The 24,546-nt window shown below is 73.4% G+C and carries 25 protein-coding genes; 12 read left to right on the top strand and 13 right to left on the bottom strand.

The genetic code is table 11. From position 1 onward, the window contains the following. Positions 1-6 precede the first annotated feature (6 nt). Positions 7-387, bottom strand: a complete 381-nt coding sequence (locus ACIHEI_RS06690) for a MerR family transcriptional regulator (protein ID WP_396605907.1) — start codon at positions 385-387, stop codon at positions 7-9. Next, positions 384-1,376, bottom strand: a complete 993-nt coding sequence (locus ACIHEI_RS06685; RefSeq protein ID WP_396605906.1) for a helix-turn-helix transcriptional regulator — start codon at positions 1,374-1,376, stop codon at positions 384-386. Before ACIHEI_RS06685 ends, ACIHEI_RS06690 begins: the two co-directional genes overlap by 4 nt. A gap of 138 nt (positions 1,377-1,514) precedes the next feature. Between ACIHEI_RS06685 and ACIHEI_RS06680 the strand changes: the two genes are divergently transcribed. From ACIHEI_RS06680 to gap, 4 genes are all read left to right on the top strand, one after another. Continuing rightward, the gene (locus ACIHEI_RS06680) at positions 1,515-2,087 is read left to right on the top strand and encodes a DinB family protein (protein WP_396605905.1); all 573 of its coding nucleotides are present in this window, start codon (positions 1,515-1,517) and stop codon (positions 2,085-2,087) included. A 200-nt stretch (positions 2,088-2,287) separates the two neighbouring features. After that, on the top strand, positions 2,288-2,959 hold the full coding sequence (locus ACIHEI_RS06675) for an NAD(P)-dependent oxidoreductase (protein ID WP_387639390.1): 672 nt from the start codon (positions 2,288-2,290) through the stop codon (positions 2,957-2,959). 112 nt (positions 2,960-3,071) lie between these two features. Beyond that, positions 3,072-4,028, top strand: coding sequence for a GlxA family transcriptional regulator (locus ACIHEI_RS06670; protein WP_392949092.1), 957 nt, complete (start codon positions 3,072-3,074; stop codon positions 4,026-4,028). Positions 4,029-4,586: 558 nt separating this feature from the next. Next, positions 4,587-5,585: a type I glyceraldehyde-3-phosphate dehydrogenase gene (gene gap / locus ACIHEI_RS06665; protein ID WP_387639385.1), complete on the top strand. Its 999-nt coding sequence runs from the start codon at positions 4,587-4,589 to the stop codon at positions 5,583-5,585. A 56-nt stretch (positions 5,586-5,641) separates the two neighbouring features. Here gap and ACIHEI_RS06660 read toward each other — a convergent pair whose 3' ends face one another. From ACIHEI_RS06660 to ACIHEI_RS06645, 4 genes are all read right to left on the bottom strand, one after another. After that, the gene (locus ACIHEI_RS06660) at positions 5,642-6,844 is read right to left on the bottom strand and encodes a serine hydrolase domain-containing protein (protein ID WP_396605904.1); all 1,203 of its coding nucleotides are present in this window, start codon (positions 6,842-6,844) and stop codon (positions 5,642-5,644) included. A gap of 154 nt (positions 6,845-6,998) precedes the next feature. Continuing rightward, positions 6,999-8,201, bottom strand: coding sequence for a serine hydrolase domain-containing protein (locus ACIHEI_RS06655; RefSeq protein ID WP_396605903.1), 1,203 nt, complete (start codon positions 8,199-8,201; stop codon positions 6,999-7,001). 131 nt (positions 8,202-8,332) lie between these two features. Beyond that, entirely contained in the window at positions 8,333-8,989 is a 657-nt protein-coding gene (locus ACIHEI_RS06650) for a response regulator (RefSeq protein ID WP_396605902.1), read from the bottom strand. A gap of 103 nt (positions 8,990-9,092) precedes the next feature. Continuing rightward, the gene (locus tag ACIHEI_RS06645; protein WP_396605901.1) at positions 9,093-10,217 is read right to left on the bottom strand and encodes a sensor histidine kinase; all 1,125 of its coding nucleotides are present in this window, start codon (positions 10,215-10,217) and stop codon (positions 9,093-9,095) included. A gap of 120 nt (positions 10,218-10,337) precedes the next feature. Here ACIHEI_RS06645 and ACIHEI_RS06640 point away from each other — a divergent pair, with 120 nt between their 5' ends. From ACIHEI_RS06640 to ACIHEI_RS06620, 5 genes are read left to right on the top strand one after another with little or no spacing between them, the layout of a single operon-like run. Continuing rightward, complete coding sequence (locus ACIHEI_RS06640; RefSeq protein ID WP_396605900.1) at positions 10,338-10,526, top strand: hypothetical protein; 189 nt, start codon at positions 10,338-10,340, stop codon at positions 10,524-10,526. Then, positions 10,523-11,410, top strand: a complete 888-nt coding sequence (locus ACIHEI_RS06635) for an ABC transporter ATP-binding protein (protein WP_396605899.1) — start codon at positions 10,523-10,525, stop codon at positions 11,408-11,410. Before ACIHEI_RS06640 ends, ACIHEI_RS06635 begins: the two co-directional genes overlap by 4 nt. Then, positions 11,407-12,396, top strand: a complete 990-nt coding sequence (locus ACIHEI_RS06630) for a transporter (protein ID WP_396605898.1) — start codon at positions 11,407-11,409, stop codon at positions 12,394-12,396. Before ACIHEI_RS06635 ends, ACIHEI_RS06630 begins: the two co-directional genes overlap by 4 nt. 59 nt (positions 12,397-12,455) lie before the next feature. Further along, a complete protein-coding gene (locus ACIHEI_RS06625) occupies positions 12,456-12,968 on the top strand; it encodes a SigE family RNA polymerase sigma factor (protein ID WP_396605897.1) in 513 nt (170 codons plus the stop codon). After that, positions 12,965-13,876: a hypothetical protein gene (locus ACIHEI_RS06620; RefSeq protein WP_396605896.1), complete on the top strand. Its 912-nt coding sequence runs from the start codon at positions 12,965-12,967 to the stop codon at positions 13,874-13,876. Before ACIHEI_RS06625 ends, ACIHEI_RS06620 begins: the two co-directional genes overlap by 4 nt. 12 nt (positions 13,877-13,888) lie before the next feature. Here ACIHEI_RS06620 and ACIHEI_RS06615 read toward each other — a convergent pair whose 3' ends face one another. The 4 genes from ACIHEI_RS06615 to ACIHEI_RS06600 all read right to left on the bottom strand — a co-directional run bounded on the left by ACIHEI_RS06615 (position 13,889) and on the right by ACIHEI_RS06600 (position 17,975). Then, positions 13,889-15,295: an alpha/beta hydrolase family protein gene (locus ACIHEI_RS06615; protein ID WP_396605895.1), complete on the bottom strand. Its 1,407-nt coding sequence runs from the start codon at positions 15,293-15,295 to the stop codon at positions 13,889-13,891. 151 nt (positions 15,296-15,446) lie between these two features. Continuing rightward, the gene (locus ACIHEI_RS06610; RefSeq protein WP_387639360.1) at positions 15,447-16,223 is read right to left on the bottom strand and encodes an ABC transporter permease; all 777 of its coding nucleotides are present in this window, start codon (positions 16,221-16,223) and stop codon (positions 15,447-15,449) included. Next, complete coding sequence (locus tag ACIHEI_RS06605; RefSeq protein WP_396605894.1) at positions 16,220-17,254, bottom strand: ATP-binding cassette domain-containing protein; 1,035 nt, start codon at positions 17,252-17,254, stop codon at positions 16,220-16,222. Before ACIHEI_RS06605 ends, ACIHEI_RS06610 begins: the two co-directional genes overlap by 4 nt. 52 nt (positions 17,255-17,306) lie before the next feature. Beyond that, positions 17,307-17,975, bottom strand: coding sequence for a DUF4097 family beta strand repeat-containing protein (locus tag ACIHEI_RS06600; protein WP_396605893.1), 669 nt, complete (start codon positions 17,973-17,975; stop codon positions 17,307-17,309). Positions 17,976-18,203: 228 nt separating this feature from the next. Here ACIHEI_RS06600 and ACIHEI_RS06595 point away from each other — a divergent pair, with 228 nt between their 5' ends. Beyond that, positions 18,204-18,986: a helix-turn-helix domain-containing protein gene (locus tag ACIHEI_RS06595; protein ID WP_396605892.1), complete on the top strand. Its 783-nt coding sequence runs from the start codon at positions 18,204-18,206 to the stop codon at positions 18,984-18,986. Between the two features lie 14 nt (positions 18,987-19,000). Here the strand turns inward: ACIHEI_RS06595 and ACIHEI_RS06590 are convergent, their stop codons facing one another. After that, on the bottom strand, positions 19,001-20,485 hold the full coding sequence (locus ACIHEI_RS06590; protein ID WP_396605891.1) for an MFS transporter: 1,485 nt from the start codon (positions 20,483-20,485) through the stop codon (positions 19,001-19,003). A gap of 251 nt (positions 20,486-20,736) precedes the next feature. On the opposite strand from ACIHEI_RS06590, the gene ACIHEI_RS06585 reads away from it, so the two are divergent. Continuing rightward, a complete protein-coding gene (locus ACIHEI_RS06585) occupies positions 20,737-21,642 on the top strand; it encodes a LysR family transcriptional regulator (protein WP_396605890.1) in 906 nt (301 codons plus the stop codon). Positions 21,643-21,649: 7 nt separating this feature from the next. Here ACIHEI_RS06585 and ACIHEI_RS06580 read toward each other — a convergent pair whose 3' ends face one another. After that, complete coding sequence (locus tag ACIHEI_RS06580) at positions 21,650-22,204, bottom strand: cysteine hydrolase family protein (protein WP_396605889.1); 555 nt, start codon at positions 22,202-22,204, stop codon at positions 21,650-21,652. 28 nt (positions 22,205-22,232) lie between these two features. After that, the gene (locus tag ACIHEI_RS06575; protein WP_396605888.1) at positions 22,233-23,468 is read right to left on the bottom strand and encodes an MFS transporter; all 1,236 of its coding nucleotides are present in this window, start codon (positions 23,466-23,468) and stop codon (positions 22,233-22,235) included. A 142-nt stretch (positions 23,469-23,610) separates the two neighbouring features. On the opposite strand from ACIHEI_RS06575, the gene ACIHEI_RS06570 reads away from it, so the two are divergent. Continuing rightward, entirely contained in the window at positions 23,611-24,546 is a 936-nt protein-coding gene (locus ACIHEI_RS06570; RefSeq protein WP_392949143.1) for a LysR family transcriptional regulator, read from the top strand.

Genomic DNA, 24,546 nt, shown 5'->3' with positions numbered 1-24,546 from the left:
CGGGTCTCAGCCGGCGGGGAGGAGGCTGCGGTACCAGTCGATCTTCTCGCGCAGGTGGGCGCGTTGGCGTTCCAGCAGGGCGATGTGGTCGTTGACGGCGGTGTCGTGCTGTTCCAGCAGGGCGATGCGGTCGAGGAGGCTCGCCGGGCCTTCGGTGCGGGCGAGTTCGGCGTAGCGGCGCATGCCGGCGATGGGCATGCCGGTGTCGCGCAGGCAGCGCAGGATGCCCAGCCAGGCCAGGTCGTCGGGGGTGAAGCGGCGGTGGCCGCTGGTGGCGCGGGTGATGGCGGTGAGCAGGCCGATGCGTTCGTAGTAGCGCAGGGTGTCCAGGCTGAAGCCGGAGACTTCGGCGGCCTCGGCGGGGGTGAGGAGCTGCTGAGTCGTCACGGGGCCGATTCTGCCTGCTGGTCGGGGCGGGTGCAGCGGGTGAAGCGTTCGCCCCAGGTGGCGAGCAGCGCGGTGAGTTCGGGTGGGGAGACGACCCGGAAGTCGACGTCCAGCGAGCCGATGGCCATCGCGGGCCAGTCGAGCGACTCGGAGTTCATCAGGATCCGGCAGCGGTCCTCGTCCAGCTCCTCGATCTCTGCCCAGGTCCCGATCCGCTGCCGGACCGTCTCCGCGGGGGCGTCGAGCAGCACTTCGACGCGGTGCGGGCGGGACTGGCCGGACAGGCCGGCCCGGACGAACTCGGCGGCGTCGGTGGCCGGGAGGGTGCGGGGGAGGAAGTGGGCGCCGGTCGGTGCGGGGGCGGTGAGCCGGTCCAGGCGGAAGGTCCGCCAGTCGTGCCGGGTGAGGTCGTAGGCGACGAGGTACCAGCGCCGTCCCAGCCGGACCAGGTGGTGCGGCTCGGTGTGGCGTTCGCCGGCGCGGCCGTCGGCGGTGCCGTACTGGAAGCGCAGCCGCTCGGTGTCGCGGCAGGCCAGCGCGACGGCGGTGAGGGCGTCCGGGTCGATCCGGGCGTCGTTGCCGCCGTCGCCGCGCCAGCCGGCCGGGACCGTGACGGTGCGCAGCGCCTCCATCCGGCGGCGCAGCCGGGCCGGCATCACCTGCACCACCTTCGCCAGCGCCCGCACCGAGGCCTCGGCCAGGCCCTCCACCGCGCCGTCGGCCGCCGCCTGCAGGCCGACGGCCAGGGCAACCGCCTCCTCGTCGTCGATCACCAGCGGCGGCAGCGCGGCGCCCGCGGCCAGCTGGTAGCCGCCGTCCACGCCGCGGCGGGCCTCCACCGGGTAGCCGAGCTCGCGCAGCCGGTCGACGTCGCGGCGCAGGGTGCGGGCGGAGATGCCGAGCCGGGCGGAGAGATCCTCGCCCGGCCAGAAGCGGTGGGACTGGAGCAGGGTGAGCAGCCGCAGGGTGCGGGCACTGGTGTCGGCCATGCGGTTCATCCTGCTCGAATTGCGGCCGGAAACTGACCGGAATGGCTTCTAGTGTGGAACACGAGAGAGCGAGACACCGCCGAAAACGGTGTTGAACTCCGGTGTGGAGAAGCACAGTTGCTATCGAGAGGCGAGACGATGACCGAGACCGTCGAGACCACCGTCAGCGAGTACCCCGCGGCCACCATCACGGACGAGCGGCTGACCGGAGAGAAGGCCGACCTGGTGGCGGGGCTTCGCGCGGCTCGGCACTTCCTGCGGCTGACCGCCCGCGGCCTGACCGACGAGCAGGCCGGGCACCGCAGCACCGTCAGCGAGCTGTGCATCGGCGGCCTGATCAAGCACGTCACCTCGGGGGAGCGGACCTGGGCCGGGTTCATCGAGTTCGGTACGTCCGCGATGCCCGACTTCATGAACTTCACCGAGGCCGACTACGAGCGCCGCGCCCAGGAGTACCGGATGCTCCCCGGCGAGACCCTGGCCGGCGTGCTCGCCGCGTACGAGGCCGTGGCCGCCGCCACCGACGAGCTGGTGGCGGGCCTCGACGACCTGGGCGCGTCGCACCCGCTGCCCGCCGCCCCCTGGTTCAACCAGAAGGAGAGCTGGTCCGCCCGCCGCACCGTGATGCACATCGTCGCCGAGACCGTCCACCACGCCGGGCATGCCGACATCATCCGGGAGGCGATCGACGGGGCGAAGAGCATGGGCTGAGGCCTGGAGCACGTCGAGGGGCCCGCGCAGCTGACAGAGTGTCAGGTGTGCGGGCCTCTTGGCGTTTTGCGTTCTGCGTTCTGCGTTCGGTGTTTTGCGTTCGGCGGGGCGGGTTGGGCGGGTGGCGTGTCACAACGTGCCGGGCGGCGGCGTCAAGGCGATCGAGGCCGTTGGGCTGTGTGGGAGAGAAGGGGCGAAGGATGAGACTGACCGTACTGGCCGCCACCGGGGGCATCGGCCGGCAGCTGCTGGAACAGGCGCTGGCGAGTGGGCACGACGTCACGGCGGTGGTGCGCAACCCCGCCAAGCTGGGGGAACAGCCCTGGGCGCGGGTGGTGAAGGCCGACCTGGCGACCGCCGGTGCGGCTGAGCTGCGGGCGGCGGTGGAGGGCGCGGACGCGGTGCTGTCCGGGCTCGGCGCGGTGGGCAAAGCCGGGATCGGGGTGGCCGAACACGGCACCCGGACGGTCATCGAGGCGATGCGGCAGACCGGCGTGCGGCGGCTGGTGGTGGTCAGCGCCGCGCCGATCGGCACCGTGCCGTCCCCGGACCGGCCGCACCCGCCGCGGCACGACCCCGGGGAGGGGCCGGTGATGCGGTACCTGCTGACGCCGCTGGTGAAGCGGGTGCTGCGCGCGCACTACGCGGACCTGGCCCGGATGGAGGACGCGGTGCTCGCCAGCGGCCTCGACTGGACGGTGGTGCGGCCGCCACGGCTCACCGACAAGGCGCTCACCCGCGACTACCGGACCGCGTACGGCCGGAACGTGCGCGGTGGCTCCGCCGTGTCCCGGGCCGATGTCGCGCACTGCATGCTGCGCAGCCTGGGGGATCCGGAGACGGTCGGGCAGATTCTCGGCATCGCGGACTGAGCGTGCGCCGGGGCCGGTTGGGTGGGGCCGGGCGCCCGGGGCCGGTCGCCTGGGGCTGGTCGGGTGCGGCCGGTCGCCTGGGGCCGGTCGGGTGGGCGCCTAGGCTGAAGGGATGTCTGCTCCTCGTCTGCGCCGCGTGGCCGTGCTGGTCCTGGACGGTGCGAAGCCGCTCGACGTCGGGATCCCGGCGCAGGTGTTCTCGACCCGCGCGAGCATGCCGTACGAGGTGCGGGTGTGCGGGTCGGCGCCCGGGCTGGTGGCGGGCGGGGACGGGCTGTCGTACCACGTGGCGCACGGGCTGGAGGCGCTGGAGTGGGCGGAGTCGGTGTTCGTCCCCGGCTACCGGCACCCCGACCGGGACGACCCGCCGGCCGCCGTGGTCGAGGCGCTGTGCGCGGCGCACGCCCGCGGGGCCCGGCTGGCGGCGATCTCCACCGGGGCGTTCGCGCTGGCCGCCACCGGGTTGCTGGACGGCCGCCGGGCCACCACGCACTGGCACTACACCCGGGCGCTGGCAGCGAAGTATCCGCGGGTGCGGGTGGACGAGAACGTGCTGTTCGTGGACGAGGGCAGCGTGCTCACCTCGGCGGGCGCGGCGTCCGGCATCGACCTGTGTCTGCACATGCTGCGCCGCGACCTCGGGGTGGCCGCGTCCAACCACACCGCGCGGCGGCTGGTGGCCGCGCCGTACCGCAGCGGCGGGCAGGCGCAGTACGTGCCGCGCAGCGTGCCGGAACCGATCGGGGAGCGGTTCGCCGCCACCCGGGAGTGGGCGCTGCACCGGCTGGACGAGCCGCTGACGGTGCGGACGCTGGCCCGGCACGCCGCGGTCTCGCCGCGCACGTTCTCCCGGCGGTTCGTCGAGGACACCGGGTACACACCGATGCAGTGGGTGCTGCGGGCGCGGGTGGATCTGGCCCGGGAGCTGCTCGAACGTTCCGAGCGGAGCGTCGAGCGGATCGCCGCCGAGACCGGACTCGGTACCGGCGCGAATCTGCGTACGCACTTCCAGCAGATCCTCGGGACCACGCCGAGCGAGTACCGGCGGACGTTCACCAAGGGGGAGTGAAAGCGCTTTCCGTTCCCGGAGGGGAGGCGTTTGTCGGCGGCGGGGGAGGTGGAGGGGAGGCGTTTGTCGGCGGCGGGGGAGGCTGCCGGGGGCGGGGAGGCGGAGGGGAAGCGCTTGGCGGCGGTGGGGGAGGCGGAGGGAAGGCGTTTGCCGGTGGCGGGGGAGGTGGAGGGGAGGCGTTTGCCGGTGGCGGGGGAGGCGGGGGAAGGCGTTTGCCGGTGGCGGGGGAGGTGGAGGGGAAGCGCTTGGCGGTGGCGGGGGAGGCGGGGGAAGGCGTTTGCCGGTGGCGGGGGAGGCGGAGGGAGGCGTTTGCCGGTCGCGGAGGAGGCGGAGGGGAGGCGCTTGGCGGCGGCGGGGGAGGCGGGGGAAGGGGCTTTCCGGCGGCGGGGAAGCGGTAGGAAAGCGGTTTCTGGGCGCGGAGGGAAAGCGTTTTCCCGTTGGGTGCGGTGGTTGGCACGATCCTTTCGAACCGTGGCACGGACGCCACTGCCACCGGCCCGGTCCGCGAGCGAAAGTGGAGGAGTCCACCCCGCTCAGAAGGACAGAAGGGCACCTGCCATGACCCGCATCGCCATCAACGGATTCGGCCGCATCGGACGCAACGTGCTGCGCGCCCTGCTGGAGCGTGACAGCAAGCTGGAGGTCGTTGCCGTCAACGACCTGACCGAGCCGACCGCGCTGGGCCGGCTGCTGGCGTACGACAGCTCCTCGGGCCGGCTCGGGCGCCCGGTGACCGTCGAGGGTGATGTCCTGGTGGTGGACGGCCGCCGGATCAAGGTGCTCGCCGAGCGCAACCCGGCCGACCTGCCGTGGGCCGAGCTCGGTGTGGACATCGTGCTGGAGGCCACCGGCCGGTTCACCTCCGCGGAGGCGGCCCGGGCGCACCTGACCGCCGGCGCGAAGAAGGTCCTGGTGTCCGCGCCGTCCGACGGTGCCGACGTCACGCTCGCCTACGGCGTCAACACCGAGGCGTACGACCCGGCCGTGCACACCATCGTCTCCAACGCGTCCTGCACCACCAACGCGCTGGCGCCGCTGGCCGCCGTCCTCGACGAACTGGCCGGCATCGAGCACGGGTTCATGACCACCGTGCACGCCTACACGCAGGAGCAGAACCTCCAGGACGGTCCGCACCGCGACCCGCGCCGGGCCCGCGCCGCCGGCGTCAACATCGTGCCGACCACCACCGGTGCCGCGAAGGCGATCGGTCTGGTGCTGCCGCAGTTGGACGGCAAGCTGTCCGGCGACTCGATCCGGGTGCCGATCCCGGTCGGCTCGATCGTCGAGCTGAACACCACCGTCTCCCGCGACGTCACCCGCGAGGAGGTGCTCGCCGCCTACCGGGAGGCCGCCGGCGGCAAGCTCGCTGGCGTGCTGGAGTACTCGGAGGACCCGCTGGTCTCGTCCGACATCGTCGGCAACCCGGCGTCCTCGATCTTCGACTCGGAGCTCACCCGGGTCGACGGCCGCCACGTCAAGGTGGTCGCCTGGTACGACAACGAGTGGGGCTTCTCGCACCGGGTCATCGACAGCCTGGAGCTGCTCGCCGCGAGCTGACGCCACGGCAAGGGCCCGCACCGCTTGGACGGTGCGGGCCCTTTCGCGTGCCGGGGTCAGCCGGTCGGCAGGTCGAACGCGGCGGCGGCGACGCGGAGTTGCGACTCGGAGGAGGCGCCGCGGCGGGAGGTCGGGGTGAAGGAGTAGACGAGGTCGCGGGAGCCGTCGCGGGTGCCGAGAACGGCGCTGGTGTACCCGGGGCGGCTGCCGGTCTTGCCCCAGAACTCGATGCCGGGGGCGGGGGAGAAGCGCATCAGGCCGGTGCTGAAGCAGGCCCAGCCGGAGGTGGGACCGATGTCGCAGTGGTCGTTCTGGTTGTTCGGGACATGGGGGACGGCGAAGAGTTCGGCCTGCTGGGCGGGCGGCAGCAGCTTGCCGTGCAGCAGTGCGGACATGAAGCGGTCCAGGTCGGGCGCGGTGGAGATCATGCCGCCCTCGGCCCACGGCCACGGGCTCTGCCGGGTGACGTCCGCCAGGCCGGTGCTGCCGTCCGGGCGGGTGACGGCGAGGACGGCGTGCGCGCTCGGGTTGGACAGCGAAGTGTCGGCGACGTCGGGCACCCGGGTGTGGTGCAGGCCGAGCGGGCGCAGGATCCGGGCGTTGACCTCCTGGCCGTAGCTGTGGCCGGTGACCTGCTCGATCACCATGCCGGCCAGGTAGTAGTTGACGCCGTTGTACTGCTGCGCGGTGCCCGGCTCGAACTGCTTCGGGTTGGCCATGATCCGCCTGACCACTTCCTGCGGGGTGAAGCTGTCGCTCGCGTGGGCGACGAACCACTCCGGGGTTCCGTCGTCGGGGAACTGCCCCAGGCCGTTCGGCAGACCGCTGGTGTGGTTGAGCAACTGCCGTACGGTGACGGCCGGGTAGCCGTCCGGCAGGGCGTCGGGCAGGTACTGCTGGACGGTGCCGTCCAGGTCGACGCGGTGCTCGGCGGCGAGCTGGAGGAGCACGGTGGCGGTGAACACCTTGGTGATGCTGCCGATCCGGAACTCGCCGTCGGCCTTCACCGGGCGGCCGGTGGCCGGGTCGCCGGTGCCGGAGGTGCCGGACCAGCGGCCGCCGTCGCCGTTCACCAGCACGACGGCGCTGGTGAGTTGGTCGTTCGGCAGGCCCGCGATGGAGGCGCGGAGCGCGGCCGCGTTCGGAGGCGTGGCGGTGGTGGTGGGCGCGGCCGAGGCTGTTCCGGCGGCGAGTGCGACGACCATCGCGCCGATCACGGCCGTTCCCGCAAGCTTGCGTCCCATGGTCTTCGCGCGCATCCCCGTGTCCCCCAACTTTTGTTTCTGCTGTGCCTGTTGACGTTGATCAGTGTTCCGTGGGGGGCGCGGCCCGGTCATCCGGGACGGACCCTGAGCCGCCCCCGAGGTCTGGCCCCGGTGCGGGTCAGGGGCGGCAGCCCGGTGTCGCAGGGGGTCAGTTCGCCGGCAGGTCGAACGCGGCGGAGAAGACCCGGTACTGGGCGGCGAACGGGGCGCCGAAGCGGCTGGTGGGAGTGAAGGAGTAGACCAGGTCGCGGGAGCCGTCACGGGTGGCGAAGACGCCGCTGGAGTAACCCGGCCTGGTCCCGGTCTTGCCCCAGAACTCGACGCCCGGGGCGGGGGAGAAGCGCATCAGGGCGGTGCTGAAGCAGGCCCTTCCGGCGGTGGGGCCGATGTCGCAGTTGTGGTTGCGGAAGTTCGGGACGTCCGGGACGGCGAACAGTTCGGCCTGCTGGGCGGGCGGCAGCAGCTCGCCGTGCAGCAGCGCGGACATGAAACGCTCCAGGTCGGGCGCGGTGGAGATCATGCCGCCCTCGGCCCACGGCCACGGGCTCTGCCGGGTGACGTCCGCGAGGGTGGTGCCGCCGTCGGGGCGGGGGACGGCGAGCACGGCGTGGGCCGTCGGGTCGGGCAGCGAGGTGTCGGCGGCGGCGGGTGCCGAGGTGTGGTGGAGGCCGAGCGGGCGCAGTATCCGGTCGTTGACCTCCTGCGCGAAGCTGCGGCCGGTGACCTTCTCGATCACCAGGCCCGCCACGAAGTAGTTGGTGCCGTTGTACTCCTGGGCGGCTCCGGGCATGAACTCCTTCGGGTGCGTCATCGCCTCGGCGACCACCTGCTCGGGGCTCCAACGCGCGCCCGGGTGGGCGGCGAACCAGGCCTCGCTGCCGTCGTCCTCGCCCAGGTCGCCGCCGGTCGGCAGGCCGGAGGTGTGGTTGAGCAACTGCCGTACGGTGACAGCCGGGTAGCCCTTCGGCAGGGCGTTGGGCAGGTACTGCTGGACGGTGCCGTCCAGGTCGACGCGGTGCTCGGCGGCCAGCTGGAGCAGGACGGTCGCGGTGAACACCTTGGAGATGCTGCCGATCCGGAACCGGCCGTCCGCCTTCACCGGGCGGCCGGTGGCCGGGTCGCCGGTGCCGGAGGTGCCGGACCAGCGGCCGGTGTCGCCGCCCACCAGGGCGACGGCGCTGGTGAGTTGGTCGTTCGGATAGCCCGCGATGGAGGCGCGGAGCGCGGCCGCGTTCGGGGGTGTGGCGGTGGTGGCGGGTGCGGCGGAGGCGGTTCCGGCGGTGAGGGCGACGACCATCGCGCCGATCGCGGCCGTGCCTGCCAGCTTGCGTCCCGTGGTGTTCGCGTGCATCCCCGTGTCCCCCAACGTCCGTTCCCGTTCTGCCTGTTGACGTGGAGAAGTCTTTCGCTCGGCTGCCGTCGGGTCATCCGGGGCGGACCCCGATCGGACCCGGAGTGTGGGCCCAGGGAGGCGTCAGGGCGTCAGGGGTGGCCCATCAGCTTGTGCTGCCAGGCCCAGGCGGCGATCTCGACCCGGTTGCGGGCACCGAGCTTCTGCTGGACGGCCGTCAGGTGGCTCTTGACGGTGCTGAGGGTGATGAACAGGTCGGCGGCGATCTCCTGGTTGGTGCGGCCCCGGGCGATGGCGCGGACCACCTCGGTCTCGCGGGCGGAGAGCGGCCGGCCGGGCGGGGCGGCGGCCGGGGCGGTGGGGGTGGTGAGGCCGCGCAGCAGACGGAGGGTGAGGGAGGGCGAGATCAGGGCGTCGCCGGCGTGCGCGGCGCGAACCGCCTCGATCAGCAGGGCCGGTGCGGCGCCCTTGAGCACGAACCCGACCGCGCCGGCGTGCAGCGCGCCGTGGACGTACTCGTCGAGGTCGAAGGTGGTCACGACGACCACCCGCAGCGGGTCCTGGACGCCGTGGCCGGCCAGTGCGCGGGTGACGTCGATGCCGTCCAGGCCGGGCATCCGGATGTCGACCAGGCAGACGTCGGGGCGCAGCCGGCGGGCGAGTTCGACCGCCTCGGGGCCGTCGGCGGCCTCGCCGACCACGGTGATGTCGTCCTGGTCCTCCAGGATCAGGCGCAGGCCGCCGCGGATCATTGCCTGGTCGTCGGCGAGCAGGACGCGGATGGTCATCGGGCGGCGCCGTTCTGGCCGGGGGCGGCGGTGAAGTTGCGTTGGAGGGAGCCGAGTTGGGTGGGCTGCCGGTCTCGGGCGACGGCGAGCAGGACGCGGATGGTCATCGGGCGGCGCCGGTGGGGACGGGGAGTTCGGCGTGGACGGTCCAGCCGCCGGTGGGGGCGGGGCCGGCGGTGAAGGTGCCGCCGAGGGCTTCGACGCGTTCGCGCATGCCGAGGAGGCCGAAGCCGACCGGGCGGAGGTGGCGGGTGTGGCCGGGTGGGGCGTCGTCGGTGACGGTGACGGTGAGGGTGCCGGGCGGGTGGGCGACGGTGACCTGGGCGGTGCGGGCGTGGGCGGCGTGCCGGGCGACGTTGGTGAGCGACTCCTGGACGATGCGGTGCACGGTGGTGGCGACCTCCGGTGGCCAGGGTGTGGCGTTCTGGTCCGGGAGGTGCAGTTGGACGGCGGGCCCGTGGTCGTCGAACCGCCGTACCAGGGCGGCGAGTTCGGCGGTGCCGGGGGTGGTGGGCGCCGTTCCCGGGGTGTCGTCGGCGGCCCGCAGCAGGCCGACCACGCGGCGCATCGCGGACAGGGCGTCGGCGCCTGCCGTCTCGATGCCGGCGAGGGTCTCGTCCAGTTGCTCGGGGCGTTTGCGGGCGACGATCCGGGCGGCCTGGGTCTGGACCACGACGCCGGTGATGTGGTGGGCCACCAGGTCGTGCAACTCGCGGGCCAGCGCCAGTCGTTCGTCCCGGCGGACGGACTCGGCGGCGGCCCTGCGGCGGTGGTCGAGGAGCCGTAGGCCGAGGCCGGCGGCGAGGGCCAGCGCCCACACCTCGATGCCGATCCGGAACGAGGTGGCCGGGGCGGGGGCCGCCAGCAGGCCCGCCGTCATCAGGGCCAGTCCTGCCGCGCCGAGGGCCGCTGCCGGACGCCACGGCAGCGTCCGCACCGCCGATCCGCCGAGCACCAGCAGGCCCAACACGGCTGCCGCGCCGGGCTCCCCGGGCAGTCCCGCCTCCCGCGCGATCAGCGCCGCCGCACCGGCCACGGCCAGGCCGAGGGCCGCCGCCGCGCCCCGGTGCCGCTCCCGGCCCAGCGCCAGCGCGCACACCACGGCGCCGGTCGCCGCGTCCAGCGCCCATACCCGGCCCTGCGCCGCGTACTGCGCGGCCATCACCAGCAGTACCAGCGCGAATCCCGCGCCCAGCACCGCGTTCCCCACTATCGCCGTTCGCCTCACGGCCGCCACGGTAGGGGAATCCGCGGCCGCCGCGAACCGGCCGAAAGTACGACCCCGTTCCCGTCCGGACCGTACCTTCGGCCGCTGTGGGCGGCTGCCGCCGAACGGCAGCGTGGGCCCATGACCACATCACTGGCCGGTGCCGCGCTGCTCGCGGTGGCCGAGAAGACCGAACGCAGCCCGCTGCTCTACGCCTGGTGGGCGCTCCAACTGGGCGTGCTGATCGCGCTCGGCTGGGGCGGGTACCGCCTGGTGCGGGCCTGGCGGGCGCGGCGCGCCGAGCAGGAAGCGGAGGACGGACAGTGGTGACGCCGGTGCTGGAGGCCGTCGGGCTCGGCAAGCGGTACGGGCGCCGACTCGCGCTCGCCGACGTCGAGTTGAGCATTCCGGCGGGTCGGGTGGTCGGCCTGGTCGGGCCCAACGGCGCCGGCAAGTCCACGCTGATGCAGCTGGCCTGCGGGCTGATCGGCCCGAGCTCGGGGCGGATCCTGGTGCACGGCACCGAGCCCGGCACCCGCCCCGACCACCTGGCCCGGGTCGGGTACGTCGCCCAGGACACTCCGGTCTACCCGGACCTCACCGTCGCCGAGCACCTGCGGCTCGGCGCCCGCCTCAACCCGCGCTGGGACGCCGCGCTCGCCGAACGCAGGCTTGCCCGCTCCGAGTTGGACCCCCGGCAGAAGGGCGGACGGCTGTCCGGCGGTCAGCGCGCCCAGCTCGCGCTGACCGTGGCCGCCGCGAAGCGCCCCGACCTGCTGATCCTGGACGAGCCCGCCGCCGCCCTGGACCCGCTGGCCCGGCACGCCTTCCTGGACCACCTGATGGAGTCCGTCACCGAACTCGGCGCCACCGCCCTGCTCTCCTCGCACGCCCTGCCTGACGTCGCCCGGGTCTGCGACCACCTGGTGGTGCTGGCCCGCGGTCGGGTCCAACTGCACGGCGACATAGAGCCGTTGATCGCTCAGCACGCCCGGGTGACCGGCCGGCCCGCCGACCTCGACGCGCTCCCGGCGGACGTCACGGTGCTCACCCGCACCGACCCGGCGACCGCGCTGGTTCGTTTCGAACGGCCGCTGCCCGACGGGCCGTTCACCGTCACTGCGCCCGACCTGGAAGAACTCGTCCTCGCCCACCTGGCCCGCGCCGCCCGCCCCGGGCAGCCGGCCGCCGCCCGACCGGAGGCCCGTCGATGATCTGGCTGACTTGGCGCCAGTTCCGCACCCAGGCCCTGATCGGTCTGGCCGCGCTGCTCCTGCTGGGCGGCTACCTGCTGCTGCTCGGCCTCGACATCCAGCACGCCCACCAGGACGTCCTCGCGCACTGCGGTGGCCGGGACTGTGCCGGCCCGCTCGGGGCTTTCGCCGACCGCTACCGGCTGCGCACCGACCTGCTCGGCTATCTGCTGCTGGTGCTGCCCGTCGTCCTCGGCGTGTTCTGCGGTGCGCCGCTGGTCGCCCGCGAGTTCGAGGCCGGTACGCACCGGCTGGTGTGGAACCAGAGCATCACCCGCCGCCGCTGGCTGGCGGTCAAGTTGGCGGTGGTGGGCGGCAGTTGCACGCTCGCCGTCGCGCTCGTCTCGCTGCTGCTGGGCTGGGCCACCGGCCCCGTCGTCGCCGTCGAGGGTGCGCGCTTCGAGCCGGTGGCTTTTGCTTCGCACGGGCTGGTGCCCGCCGCGTACGCCGCTTTCGCGTCCGTGCTCGGGGCCACCTTCGGGCTGCACCTGCGTCGGACCGTGCCGGCGATGGCCGCGACGCTCGCCGTGTTCACCGCCGTCCAGCTGGCCGTTCCGGCCCTGGTCCGGCCGCACTACCAGGCGCCCGAGCGGACCAGTGTGCAGCTGACCGCGCCGATCGTCGCCAACCTCAGCAAGATCGGCACCTACGGCGACATCGGTGGCCTGCGCGTCCCCGGCGGCCCGTGGGTGATCGACACCAGCGCGATCCTCGACGAGAGCGGCGCACCCGTCGGGCACAGTGACTGGTTCCAGGACTGCATGGACCACAGTTCGCTCGCCGACCTGCCCCGCTGCCTCGCCGACCACCGGATCCACGTGGAGATCACCCAGCAGCCGGCCGACCGCTACTGGACCTTCCAGGTCGTCGAGAGCGCCCTGTTCGCCCTGCTCACCGCCTTTGCCGCCGTCCTCGCCGTCCGTCGGCTGCGCACCCGCGCCGACTGACCGGAGAATCGATCGGAAGAGCTGACAACCTTTCGGACGGGCTCGGGCGTGTGGTCGGTGTGACGCGAGGAACCGAGGACGACCTCTACACCGCTTTCGTCGCGGCCGCCTGGCCGCGACATCTACGGACGGCCACCCTGATCACCGGGGACCGGCTCCGCGGCGAGGAGTTGCTCCAGGACTGCCTGGTGAAGCTCTACGTCCGCTGGCACCGGATGGCCACCGACGACCCGCACGCCTACCTGCGGCGGATGCTCGTCAACGGCCACGTCAGCTGGTGGCGTCGGCGACGCCGGGAGACCCTCACCGCCGAGCTGCCGGACCTGCCCGGTAGGGCCGGCGACGAGTACGGCGAGACGGACGAACTGCACCGTGCCCTGCGCTCGTTGCCCACCCGGCAGCGTGCGGTGGTGGTGCTTCGGCACCTGGAGGACCTGTCGGAGAAGGACACCGCCAGCGTTCTCGGCTGCTCCGTCGGCACCGTCAAGAGCCAGCACTCCCGGGCCATGGCCCGGCTGCGCACGGCACTTCCGAAGAACCGGTCGAAGAACGAGGAGGCTGTCAGCCCATGAGCACCAACGACCATGAGGACCTGTCGCACGCGCTGGAGGTGCTGGCGGACCGCCAGCTCCCGCCCGGCTCCGCACCCACGGCGGACCTGCTGCGCCGGGGCCGCCGCAGCAAGCGGCTGCGTGCCGCCACCGTGACCGGCACGGCCGTCGCCGTCGGCGCGCTCGCGATGGGGACGCTTTTCATCGGCGGCCCGGGGGCCACCACCACGGGCATCGGGCCGGCCGCCGCTGCCGCGTCCGGGCCGGAGGCGTCGTCCAAGCCGTCCAGCACACCTTCGGGGTCGTCCAAGCCCTCGGGGGAGCCGTCGACCAAGCCTTCGGGGTCGGCCAAGCCGTCCGGCACGCCGTCGGAGGTGAGCAAGCCCTCCGGCACGCCGTCGACCAAGACCAGCAACAGCCCGGTCCTCGACCCGAGGGTGAAGGAGCTGCTCACGGCGCGGATCCCGGCCGGTTACCGGATCGCCAACAGCTACGACGATCCGGACCCGGCGCCCGGATCGGGCGTGCGGTACCGGGTCGCGACGACGATGCTTCTCGTCGACGACGCGAAGAGCCCGGTGGAGGGCACCGACATCCGCCTCGAGATCAGCCACATGCCGGGAATGGCGCCCGGGACGACGTACCAGCCGAATCCGACCTGCGACGGGGCGTCCAACTGCACCGTCACGCAGCGCCCCGACGGCAGCGTGCTGATGGTCAAGCTCCCCCCGGCGGCGGGCGATTTCTACCGGTGGTCGGCAGCCCTGTACCGCACCGACGGCAACATCGTCACCGCCAGCGCGAACAACTCCCCGATGATGGGGGGGCCGATCGTGCAGCCGGCTTTCAACGGCGATCAGCTCACGACCCTCGTCCTGGACCCGGTCTGGTCGAACGTGATCGACCAGCTGAAGGCCCAGTTCGGCTGATCCCGACGCGGGTCAGGGGCGCAGCAGCCCCCAGTACAGCGCCCACGGGACGAACGCCGCGCCCGAGAGCGCCAGTAGTCCGATCCGGACCCGGCTGCCGCTCGCCGGGCGGTTCCGGACGGCTGCGGCCACGGTGACTCCGGCCGCCACCACCGTGGCCGTGGCGGCCAGTTGCAGCACCAGCCAGGGGACGGGCCGGCCGAGCAGGACCGGTCCGGGCAGGGCGGCTGCCACGACCGCCATGTACAGCAGGTAGACCGGCGTACCGGCGACCGCGAGTGTGCCGGTCAGGGCGGCCCAGCGGGCCGCGCGGGGGAGGCCGGCCGGTGCGGGGCGGCGGCGGAGACGGCGGACGGCGCCGGTGGCCAGGTGCCCGGCGAAGCCGAGCAGGCAGACGGCGGTCAGTGCGGCCTGCAGCCAGGGCGACTCGTACCAGTGGAGCGGGGCGAGCGGCCGGCTGGCGTACTGCTGCGCGGGGGCGGCGTCGACGGTGACCGGCGGCAGGCCGGTGGCCAGTCCGGTGATCCAGCGGGACTCGAACTCGGCGTAGTCGCTGGGCAGTTGGCTCGGCCGGTCGAAGCCGTCGTCGAAGGTGCGCCGGAGGTTGTGGCGGACGTCCGGGATGGTGCGGATCGTGTAGTGGCGGTTGCCGCCGCGGTCCAAGGCCTCCCGGACGATCCGCTCGCTCTCGGCGGGCACGGCCTCGCGGTCCAGCGTCCCCCATTCGGCCAGTACCGGTACCTGGAGCCGCTCCCAGGCCGGTACCGGGTCGTAGTCCGCCTCCGGGAAGAGCTTGGCGGCGGCCAGCTCCCGGATCAGCGTGCGCTGCATGGTCGGCACCAGCGAGCCGGTGACCCCGGCGTGCCGCAGGTACTCGCCGTACGCCCAGGCCTCCTGGCGGGACGGGCTGAGGCCGGACGCGCCCGCGGTCACCAGGAAGGACACGTCGGTGGTGCGGCCCGCGGCCAGCGTGATCACCCATGCGCCCTCGGACAGGCCCCACAGGCCGACCCGGTTCGGATCGATTTCGGGCCGGGAGCGCAGGAGTTGGACGGCGGCGAGCGCGTCGTCCGCGAGCCGGCCGTAGTCCCGTTGGAGGGTGGAGTAGCCGGCCGTTCGCTTGTCCCAGATCAGCGCGGGGACGCCGTGTGCCGCGTAGGCCTCGGCGGAGGGCCGCAGTTCGTCCATGGTGACCGGCCCGGCCCCGGCGACCATCGCCAGTCCGGGGGCGCCGCTCGCGCCGTGCGGGGCGATCAGTTCGCCGTGCAGCCGGGTGCCGTCGGCGCTGGTGAACTCGACTGCGGTGTGGTCGAGTTGGGTGTCCGCCGCGGTGGCGGGGGTGGTGATCAGCAGGCCGAGCAGGAGGGTGATCAGTCCCAGTAGCGCGGTGCGGTGTGCCGTTCGGTGTCTGCCGCCCATGGCGTGGTCTCCCCGTGGTTGATGGTCGCTCCACCTTTTCCGATCGCGCGGCGCCGCGGGATGGGGCAGCCACCCGGAAGCTCAGGGGGGACAGCCCCAGGAAACGCCGACAGAGCTGACGTGGTGTCAGCTCCGGGGCGGGGTCGGGCGATTACTTCGGCTCGCGGTCGAACTGCGAGCGGGACCAGACGTAGCCGAGCACGGTGAGGGCGGCGCACCAGAGCAGGGCGATCCACCAGTTGTTGCCGATGTGGGTGCCGAGCAGCAGGCCGCGCAGCGTTTCGATGGCGGGGGTGAACGGCTGGTACTGGGCGATCGGCTGGAACCAGCCGGGCATCGAGTGCAGCGGGACGAACGCGCTGGAGATCAGCGGCAGCACGATCAGCGGCAGCGCGCTGTTGCTGGCGGCCTCCGCGTTGGGGCTGCCCAGGCCCATGCCGACGGCGATCCAGGTGAGGGCGAGCGCGACCAGCGCCAGCAGGCCGATCGCGGCCAGCCACTCCAGCACGGTGGCGTCGTGCGAGCGGAAGCCGATGGCGACACCCACCGCGCCGACCAGCAGCACGCTCAGCATCGACTGGAGCACGCTGCCGATCACCCGGCCGAACAGCACCGAGCCGCGGTGGATGGCCATGGTGCGGAACCGGGCGACGATGCCCTCGTTCATGTCCGTCGCCATCGAGACGGCGGTGCCGATCACGGTGGAGCCGATGGTCATCATCAGGATGCCGGGCACCAGGTAGGCGACGTAGGCGGCGCGGCCGGCGCCGCCGCTCATCGCGTTGCCGAAGATATAGACGAACAGCAGGAGCAGCATCACCGGCGTGAGCAGCAGGTTCAGGGTGAGCGACGGGTAGCGCCGGGCGTGCAGCAGGTTGCGCCGCAGCATGGTGGACGAGTCGCGGACGGCGAGGGCGAACGAGCTCATCGGACAGCCTTCTTCGAGGATGCGGCCGCGGCGGCCGGGGCGGTGGATGCGGCGTCGGACTGGGCGGGGACGGACTCGGCGGGGACGGACTCGGCGGGGACGGCGGGTGAGCCGGTCAGCGCGAAGAACACGTCGTCCAGGTCGGGGGTGTGCACGGTCAGCGCGTCGGCCTCGACGCCCGCCGCGTCGAGCCGGTCGAGCACCGAGCGCAGCGCGCGCTGGCTGCCGTCGCTGGGGACCAGCAGGGTCAGCGACTCGTCGTCGCGGGCGCCCTCGGCGAGTGCGTCGGCGGCGGACCGGTACCCGGCCGGGTCGGTGAAGCGGAGGCTGACGTGGCCGCCCGGGACGAGGCGCTTGAGTTCCGCGGCGGTGCCTTCGGCGGCGATCACGCCGTTGTGCAGGACGGCGATCCGGTCGGCGAGTTCGTCGGCCTCGTCCAGGTACTGGGTGGTGAGGAAGACGGTGACGCCGCCGGTGACGAGCTCCCGGATGATCTGCCACATGCCGTGCCGGCTGCGCGGGTCGAGGCCGGTGGTCGGCTCGTCCAGGAAGATGATCCGCGGGCTGCCGACCAGGGTCATCGCGATGTCGAGGCGGCGCTTCATGCCGCCGGAGTAGGTGGAGGCGGGCTTCTGGGCGGCCTCGGTGAGATCGAAGCGGGCCAGCAGGTCGGCGGCGACCCGGCGGCCCTCGGCCTTGGGCAGGTGGTGCAGGTCGGCCATCAGCAGCATGTTCTCCTCGCCGGTGATCAGGCCGTCGACGGCGGAGAACTGGCCGGTGACGCCGATCGCGGCGCGCACCGCCTGCGGGGCGGCGGCCAGGTCGTGGCCGCCGATCCGGATCGGCCCGCTGCCCGGGCCGGCGGAGATCAGGGTGGAGAGGATCTTGACGGCGGTGGTCTTGCCGGCCCCGTTCGGGCCGAGCAGGGCGAAGACGGTCCCTTCCGGGACGGACAGGTCGACGCCGTCGAGGACGGTCTTGTCCCCGTAGGACTTGCGCAGCCCCTGCGCCGCGATGGCCAGGCCGGTCATGGGAGAACTCCTTCTTCTGTCGCTGAGCTGGTGGGGCGGTGCGGGGTGGTGGTCAGACCGTGCGGGCGGTGATGTCGCCGTTCTTGGTGGTGGCGCGGATGGCGAGCGCGGGCACGTCGTCGGCGTTGCGCAGCGCGTTGTGGATGCGGCCGTAGCCGGTGCCGGCGTCCAGCGAGGCGGAGATGCCGCGGGCGGCGCCGACGGTGATCGACCCGGACTGGGTGGTGAGCGTCAGTTCGCCGCGCACCGCCTCGGTGACGGTCAGGTCGCCGCGCTGGGTGTCGAGCTGCGCCGAGCCGGTGAGCCGGCCGATTTCGACGGAGCCGTCCTGGAGGCTCAGGCGGCCGCCGGCCGTCTCGTCGAGCTTGACCTTGCCGCGGGCGCTCTCGTACGAGACCTCGCCGAGCCGTCCCACGCCGCGCAGTTCGGCGTCGGCGGCCTTCGCCTCGACCCGCGAACCGGACGGCAGCTGGACGGTCACCTCCAGCGCGCCGCTCGGGCCGAGCAGGCGGTGGTTCGAGGCGGCGGTGACGATCCGCAGCACGCCGTCGGTGAGGGACACCTCGGTCTGCTCGGCGGCCTGCACGTCGCGGCCCTTGGACGGGTTCGCGGGGCGCACCTCGACGACGGTGTCGGTGCGGTCGGCGGCGATCAGGCGGAGCTGGCCGGCCGGGATGTCGATGACGGCGGTGATCGTGGTGGGGGTGTCGAACTTCTGCATCGTGTACTCCGTCTGCGCGTTGTTTCTGATGATGGAAACGCTACGTTGCGTTCATGAAGTCGGCAAGGAGGTTGTTGCAATCGATCAGTGTCTGTGCAGCTCAGGGCTAGTAAATCGTTGCAATGGTTCGTGAGATAACGCAACGACGGAAAGGCGTGCGTTGCAATGGGCTAAGGGTGAACGCTATGCTGGACCGCGTCACGCACCGATCGACCCGAGGAGACCGCGATGCCGGGAGGCAGGCTCACCCAGCAGGAACGCCAGCAGATCGCGCTGGGACTGGCCGACGACCTGGCGTACGCCGAGATCGCCCGCCGCCTGGACCGGCCGACCTCGACCATCACCCGCGAGGTCATGCGCAACGGCGGCCCCAACGGCTACCGGGCCGACCTCGCCCACCGCGCCACCGAACACCGCGCCCAGCGCCGCGCGGCGCTGCCCCGTGACCCGTACACCGACCGGCCCGTCGACGGGCGCGACCCGGAGGCCGTGCGCGCCTACGAGGAGTCCGTCACCACGGTTTTCATGCACTCCGGGATGAGCCGAATGCCCGCCCGGGTGCTCGCCGCGCTGCTGCTCACCGACGAGGGCACCCTCACCGCGGCCGAACTCGCCCAGCGGCTCCAGGTCAGCCCGGCGTCCGTCTCCAAGGCGGTGGCCTTCCTGGACGAGCAGACCATGATCCGCCGCGAGCGCGACGACCGGCGCCGCGAGCGCTACGTGTTGGACGAGGACATCTGGTACCAGGCCACCCTCGCCAGCGCCCGCGCCAACTCCGCCGTGGTCGCCATCGCCCGGGAGGGCGTCTCCGTGCTCGGCCCCAGCACCCCGGCCGCCGCCCGGCTGGAGAACATCGCGCGGTTCCTCGACTTCGTCACCGAGAGCCTCTACCGGACGGCCGAACAGGCCCGCGACATCCTGTTCGTCAAGCCCGAGCCGAACGCCGACGCACCCGAGAGCGCCGAAGCCGCCGACACCCCCGAGGGCGGGGGCGACGGCGGCAAGCGCTGAACTGCGTTGCCCGGTCAGGTCTTTCGCCCGGCCGGGGCTTCTCGCCGGGCTGGAGCCTCTCGCCCGGCCGGGGCTTCTCGCCGGGCCTGGGCTTCTCGTCGGGCCGGTGACTGCCGTCCGGCCGGGCGGCCCAGGAACGCGGCGACCGCGGCCGCGCCGGCCAGCAGCGCGAGACCGGCGACCAGCAGGGCGAGCCGGGTGCCGGAGCCGCCCGAGGCGGTGTCGGCAAGCGCGCCCAGCACGGCCACGCCGAGCACCGCGCCGGTCTGCCGGGCCGAGTTCAGCGCGCCCGAGGCGATCCCGGACTGCTCCTTGGCGACCGCGCCGACCACCGCCGTCATCAGCGACGGGATCGCGAACGACACCCCGAAGCCCAGCACCAGCAGCCCGGCCGCCATCGCCACCCGCGCGGCCGTCGAGTCCGCGGTCGCCGCGGCGGCCACCAGCACCCCGGTGCCCATCAGCAGGAATCCGGCGACGGCCGGGCGGCGGGCCCCGATCCGGCCCACCAGCCGTCCCGTGAAGACCGGGTTGAACGCTGTCGGCAGCATCAGCGGCAGGAACGCGACGCCCGCGCCGAGCGCGCTCAGGCCGTGCGCCCGCTGGAAGTGCAGCGAGAGCACGAACAGCACCCCGGACAGCCCGAAGTTCACCAGCAGCCCGGCGAACAGCCCGGTGGCGAGGGTCCGGTCGCGCAGCAGCCCCAGCGGGAGCATCGGGGCGAGCCGCGCGGCCTCCCGGCGGCGTTCGACCGCCACGAACGACCCGCCCGCCAGCGTGAACACCGTGAAACCGCCGAGCACCGGCAGCGACGCCCAGCCCGCCGGCTCGCTCTCGATCAGCGCCCAGGTCAGCCCGGTCAGCGCCAGCACCGCGCAGAGCTGACCCGGCAGGTCCACGCCCTTGGCCGGCCCGGGCCGGTCCGCCGGGGCGTGGCGCACCGTCAGGGCGATGGCGAGCAGCGCCACCGGCACGTTGACCAGGAAGATCGCCTGCCAGCCGAACCGGTCGGTGAGCACCCCGCCCACCAGCGGCCCGGCGGCCAGCGCGCTGCCGCTGATCGCCGCCCACACGCCCATCGCCCGGGCCCGCGCCGCCGGTTCGGTCCAGGCGTGCGCGATCACCGCGAGCGAGGCCGGCAGCAGCAGCGCGCCCGCCGCGCCGAGCAGCGCCCGCAGCGCGATCAGTACGCCCATCGACCCGGCCAGCGCGCTCACCCCGGAGCAGGCGCCGAACAGCCACAGCCCCGCCAGGAACACCCGCCGCCCGCCGTGACGGTCGGCCAGCGCACCGGCGGTGAGCAGCAGCGCGGCGAAGGTGAGGGTGTAGCCGTTCGAGACCCACTGCAGGCCGCCGAGCGAACCCGACAGGTCCGCGCCGATCGCGGGCAGCGCCACGGTCACCACCGTGGTGTCCAGCATCACCATGAAGTAGCCGAGCGAGATTCCGAGCAGCAGCAGCCCGTTCCCGCGCCGGGCGTCGGTCCGTCCACCGGGCACAGCTGTCCCCCCGAGGGTGCGAAGAAGAGTGGATGCGACGGGCGTGCCGGACGACGGCGACGCCGCGGTTCGCCGGGCCGGTTGTGAGCGGCGGGCGATCACTGAAATTCTTGCCGCGGCACGGCGGTTGAGGAAGCGGAAGCTTCCGATGGCACCCATCGCCGGAGCCGATGACGAAGCAGGCCCGGGCCGACTCGGCCGATGACGAAGCCGGCCCGGGCCGACTCGGCCGACGACGAGGAGCGGACACCGTGGAACTGCGCCATCTCCGGACCTTCCGCACCGTCGCCCGGACGCTCAACTTCACCCGGGCCGCCGCGGAGTTGAACTACGCCCAGTCCAGCGTCACCGCACAGGTGCAGGCCCTGGAGGCGGAACTCGACGCCAAGCTGTTCGACCGCGGCCACCGCCAACTGTCGCTCACCCCGGCCGGCGAACGGCTGCTCGAGTACGCGGACCGGATGCTGCTGCTCGCCCAGCAGGCCCGCACGGCCGTCGAGCAGGAGGACGGCCGGCCCGGCGGCCGGCTGGTGGTCGGCGGGCTGGAGACGCTGTGCGCCCACCGCCTGCCCGCCGTCCTCGCCCCGTACCGCCGCGAGTTCCCCCAGGTGCAGGTCGCGGTCCGCCAGGGCAACCGGGGCGAGCTGTACGACGCGGTGCGACGCGGCGAGCTCGACGTGGCACTGACCTTCGGCCGGGCACCCCAGGACGAGCTGATGGCCAGTGAGACGCTGGCCGGCGAACGGCTGATGGTGGTCGCTCCGATCGGCCACCGGCTGGCCCGGTACCCGCAGCTCGGCGGGCCGGAACTGCGCGGCGAACCCTTCCTGGCCACCCCGCCCGGCTGCGGCTTCCGGGAGATGTTGGACGCCCTGATCGGGAGCCTCGGCCCGGACGCCCCCGTGATCGACACCGAGCTGGCCGGCATCGCCGCCCTCCGCCAGTGTGCCGTGGCCGGGCTCGGCTGCGCCCTGTTGCCCGAGCTCGCGGTGGCCGACGCGGCGGCCCGCGGCGAACTCGCCGCCGTCCCGGTGCTCGGTGACGCCGCCCGGACCACGATCACCATGAGCTGGCTGCGCAGCGCCGAACTCCGGCCCGCCGTACCGGCGTTCCTCGCTACCGCGCGCGCCGCGTTCGCCCGGATGGCGGTGGCCTGACGCGCGATCAGGGCGCGAACGGAGCCGCGCAGGTGACCAGTTGGGCGCGGGACGAGAGCAGCCGGTCGAGCACGAACGCGTGCACCTCCGGGTCCGGGTCCGCGATGCCGTCCGACAGCACGTGCAGGCGGTAGTCGCGGTCGGCCGCGTCCAGGACGGTGGACAGTACGGCGCCGCCGGTGCTGAGCCCGCCGACGATCAGGGTGTCGATGCCGCGGGCCCGCAGCCGCCGGTCGAGGTCGGTGGTGGACAGCGCGCCGAGGCGGGTCTTGCGGGCCACCAAGTCGCCTGGCTGCGGGGCGAGTCGGGGGTGGAAGGCGGCGCCCGGGTCCTGGTGGTGCAGGGCGCGGTGCCGGGCCACGGCGGCGAACGTGGTGTTGGCGGCGGGGACGGCCGCCCAGTCGTCCTCGGTGAACGCGGCCCGCACGTGGGCCACCGTGCCGCCCTTCGCGCGGACCTCGGCGACGGCCCGCTCCAGCCGGTCGAGCAGCGGACCGGCCTCGGGGACGGCGGACAGGACGGCCGGCTGGCAGTCCAGCAGTAGCAGCGCGGTGTTCTTCACGGGAGTCTCCTCACTCCTGAGGGGGCGATCAGGCGCGGTTGTTGAGCAGCGCGGGCTCGTGCGGCGCGGCTTCGTGCGGCGCTGCCGGTTCGCGGCGGGGCAGCAGCAGCGGGGTGGCCAGGGCGAGCAGGCCCGCGACGGCCAGCGTGGTGCGCGGGCCGGTCAGGGTGGCGAGCAGGCCGCCGAGCGTGGTGAGGGCGGCGATGGCGGCCTGCTGGCCGATCGACCAGGCCGAGAGCGTGCGGGCGACCAGGTGCTGCGGGGTGCGTTCCAGCCGGTAGGTGGCGAGCACCGGCGTGAACAGGCTCATGTTGACGATGATCGCCAGCTCGACGGCCATCACCGTGACCAGTCCGACCACGCCGGGCCGGACGAAGGCCAGCCCGACCAGCCAGACGGCGCGCAGCGTGCCGATCGTCCGGAACACCCACGTCCGGCCGTACCGCGCCACCACCCGCGGGGCCAGCCGGGAGCCGATCAGTCCGCCGAGGCAGGGGGCGGCGAAGGCCAGGCCGTACTGCCAGGCGGGGAAGTGGAGTTGGCGCAGCAGTAGGACGGCGAGGACCGGTTCGGTGGCCATGATCAGACCGGACACCAGCAGGTTGTTGAGGTACAGCGCGCGCAGCCCGGGGTCGCCCAGCAGGTGTCGCCAGCCGTCCAGCAGCGATCCGGCCTTGCCTGTTTCGCGCCGCCGGGGTGCTTCCTCGCGGTCGCGGATCGCCGTCAGGCCGAGCGCCGACAGCAGGTAGCTGCCCGCGTCGGCCAGCACCGTGATGACCGGCCCGAACGCGCCGATCGCGGCCCCGCCGAGTGGCGGCCCGATTGCGATCGAGCTCCAATTCGTCGACTCGAAGCGGGAGTTGGCGACCAGCAGGTCCTCCGGTCGGACCAGTGCCTTCAGGTAGGCGCCGCTGGCCGCGCCGAACGCGATCTTCGCCGCGGCGACCACCGCCGACACCGCGAACAGCTGCCCGATGCCGAGCACCCCGCAGGCGTACGCGAGCGGGATGGACGCCATCGCGCCGAACCGGACCAGGTCGGCCGCGATCATCACCGGCCGCTTGCGCCGGAACTCCACCCACGGCGCGAGCGGCACCGCCAGCATCGCCCCCACCGCCGGGCCCACGGCCGACAGCGCCGACACCTCGGCGGGCCCGGCGTGCAGCACCAGCACCGCGATCAGCGGCAGCGCCCCGAACCCCAGCCCCGACCCGTACGCGCTCACCGCGTACGACGCCCACAGCCACCCGAACCGTCGTCCCAAGGACCGCCTGCCCACCGCCACCCCCGCCGACCGTACAAACCTCCGTTGACCATGGAGAGCCAACCGGGCCGCACAAGCGCAGGTCAAACAACCGAGGACGGCCGTCTGTACAACCAGTGGTTGTTCACTAAGGTGGGGCAACGTGGACCTCGAAGCCGTACGCACCTACCTCGCCGTCGCCGAGGCGGGCCAGTTCCAGAAGGCCGCCACCGACCTGGCGATCACCCAGCAGGCTGTCTCCAAGCGCATCGCCGCCCTCGAACGCGACCTCGGGGTCCGGCTGTTCATCCGCACCCCGCGCGGCGCCGAGGCCACCATCGACGGTCAGGCGTTCCTCCCGCACGCCCGCGAACTGCTGCGGGTCGCCGAACGCGCCGTCGCTTCCGTGCACGCCGCCCGCCGCCCGCTCCGGGTGGACGTGATCAACCTGCGCGGCGCCGCGTCGGGCCTGCTGCGCGACTTCCACCGCAGCCACCCCGAGACCGAACTCGACGTGGTGAAGCTGCTCGACATCGACGAGGCCGTCCGCGCCGTCCGCTCCGGGGCCATCGATGCCACCTTCCGTGCCGTCGCCGCCCCGGGCCGGCCACTGCCCGACGACCTCGCCGCCGCCCGGGTGATCGACGAGCAGCTCCAACTGCTCACCGGCCCCGACCACGCCCTCGCCGAGGCCCGCTCGGTGACGCCGCGCGAACTCGTCGGCCACCGGATCTGGATGCCCGGCATCCTCCCCGGCTCCGAGTGGGCGGCCTACTACGACGACCTGGTCGCCGAGTTCGGCCTCACCATCGAGGCCACCGGCCCCAACTTCGGCTCCGACGCCCTGCTCGACACCATCGCCGACACTCCCGCACTGGCGACCTTCCTCAGCGACGGCACCCGGCTGGTCTGGCCGGAGAGCCACGGCCTGCGCCGGATCCCGCTCACCGACCCGACGCCCGTCTACCCGCACTCCCTGGTGTGGCACCGCGACAACCCGCACCCGGCACTGGCCGCCCTGCGCACCCACCTGGCCGCCACCAAGGCCGCCCACGACGCCCCCGGCACCTGGGTGCCCGACTGGGTGCAGCGGGACTGA

This window comes from Kitasatospora sp. NPDC051984 (assembly GCF_044593455.1).
Classification (GTDB): Bacteria; Actinomycetota; Actinomycetes; order Streptomycetales; family Streptomycetaceae; genus Kitasatospora.
The sequence above is the reverse complement of the archived record's forward strand: the minus strand, read 5'-3'. Positions and strand labels throughout refer to the sequence as shown.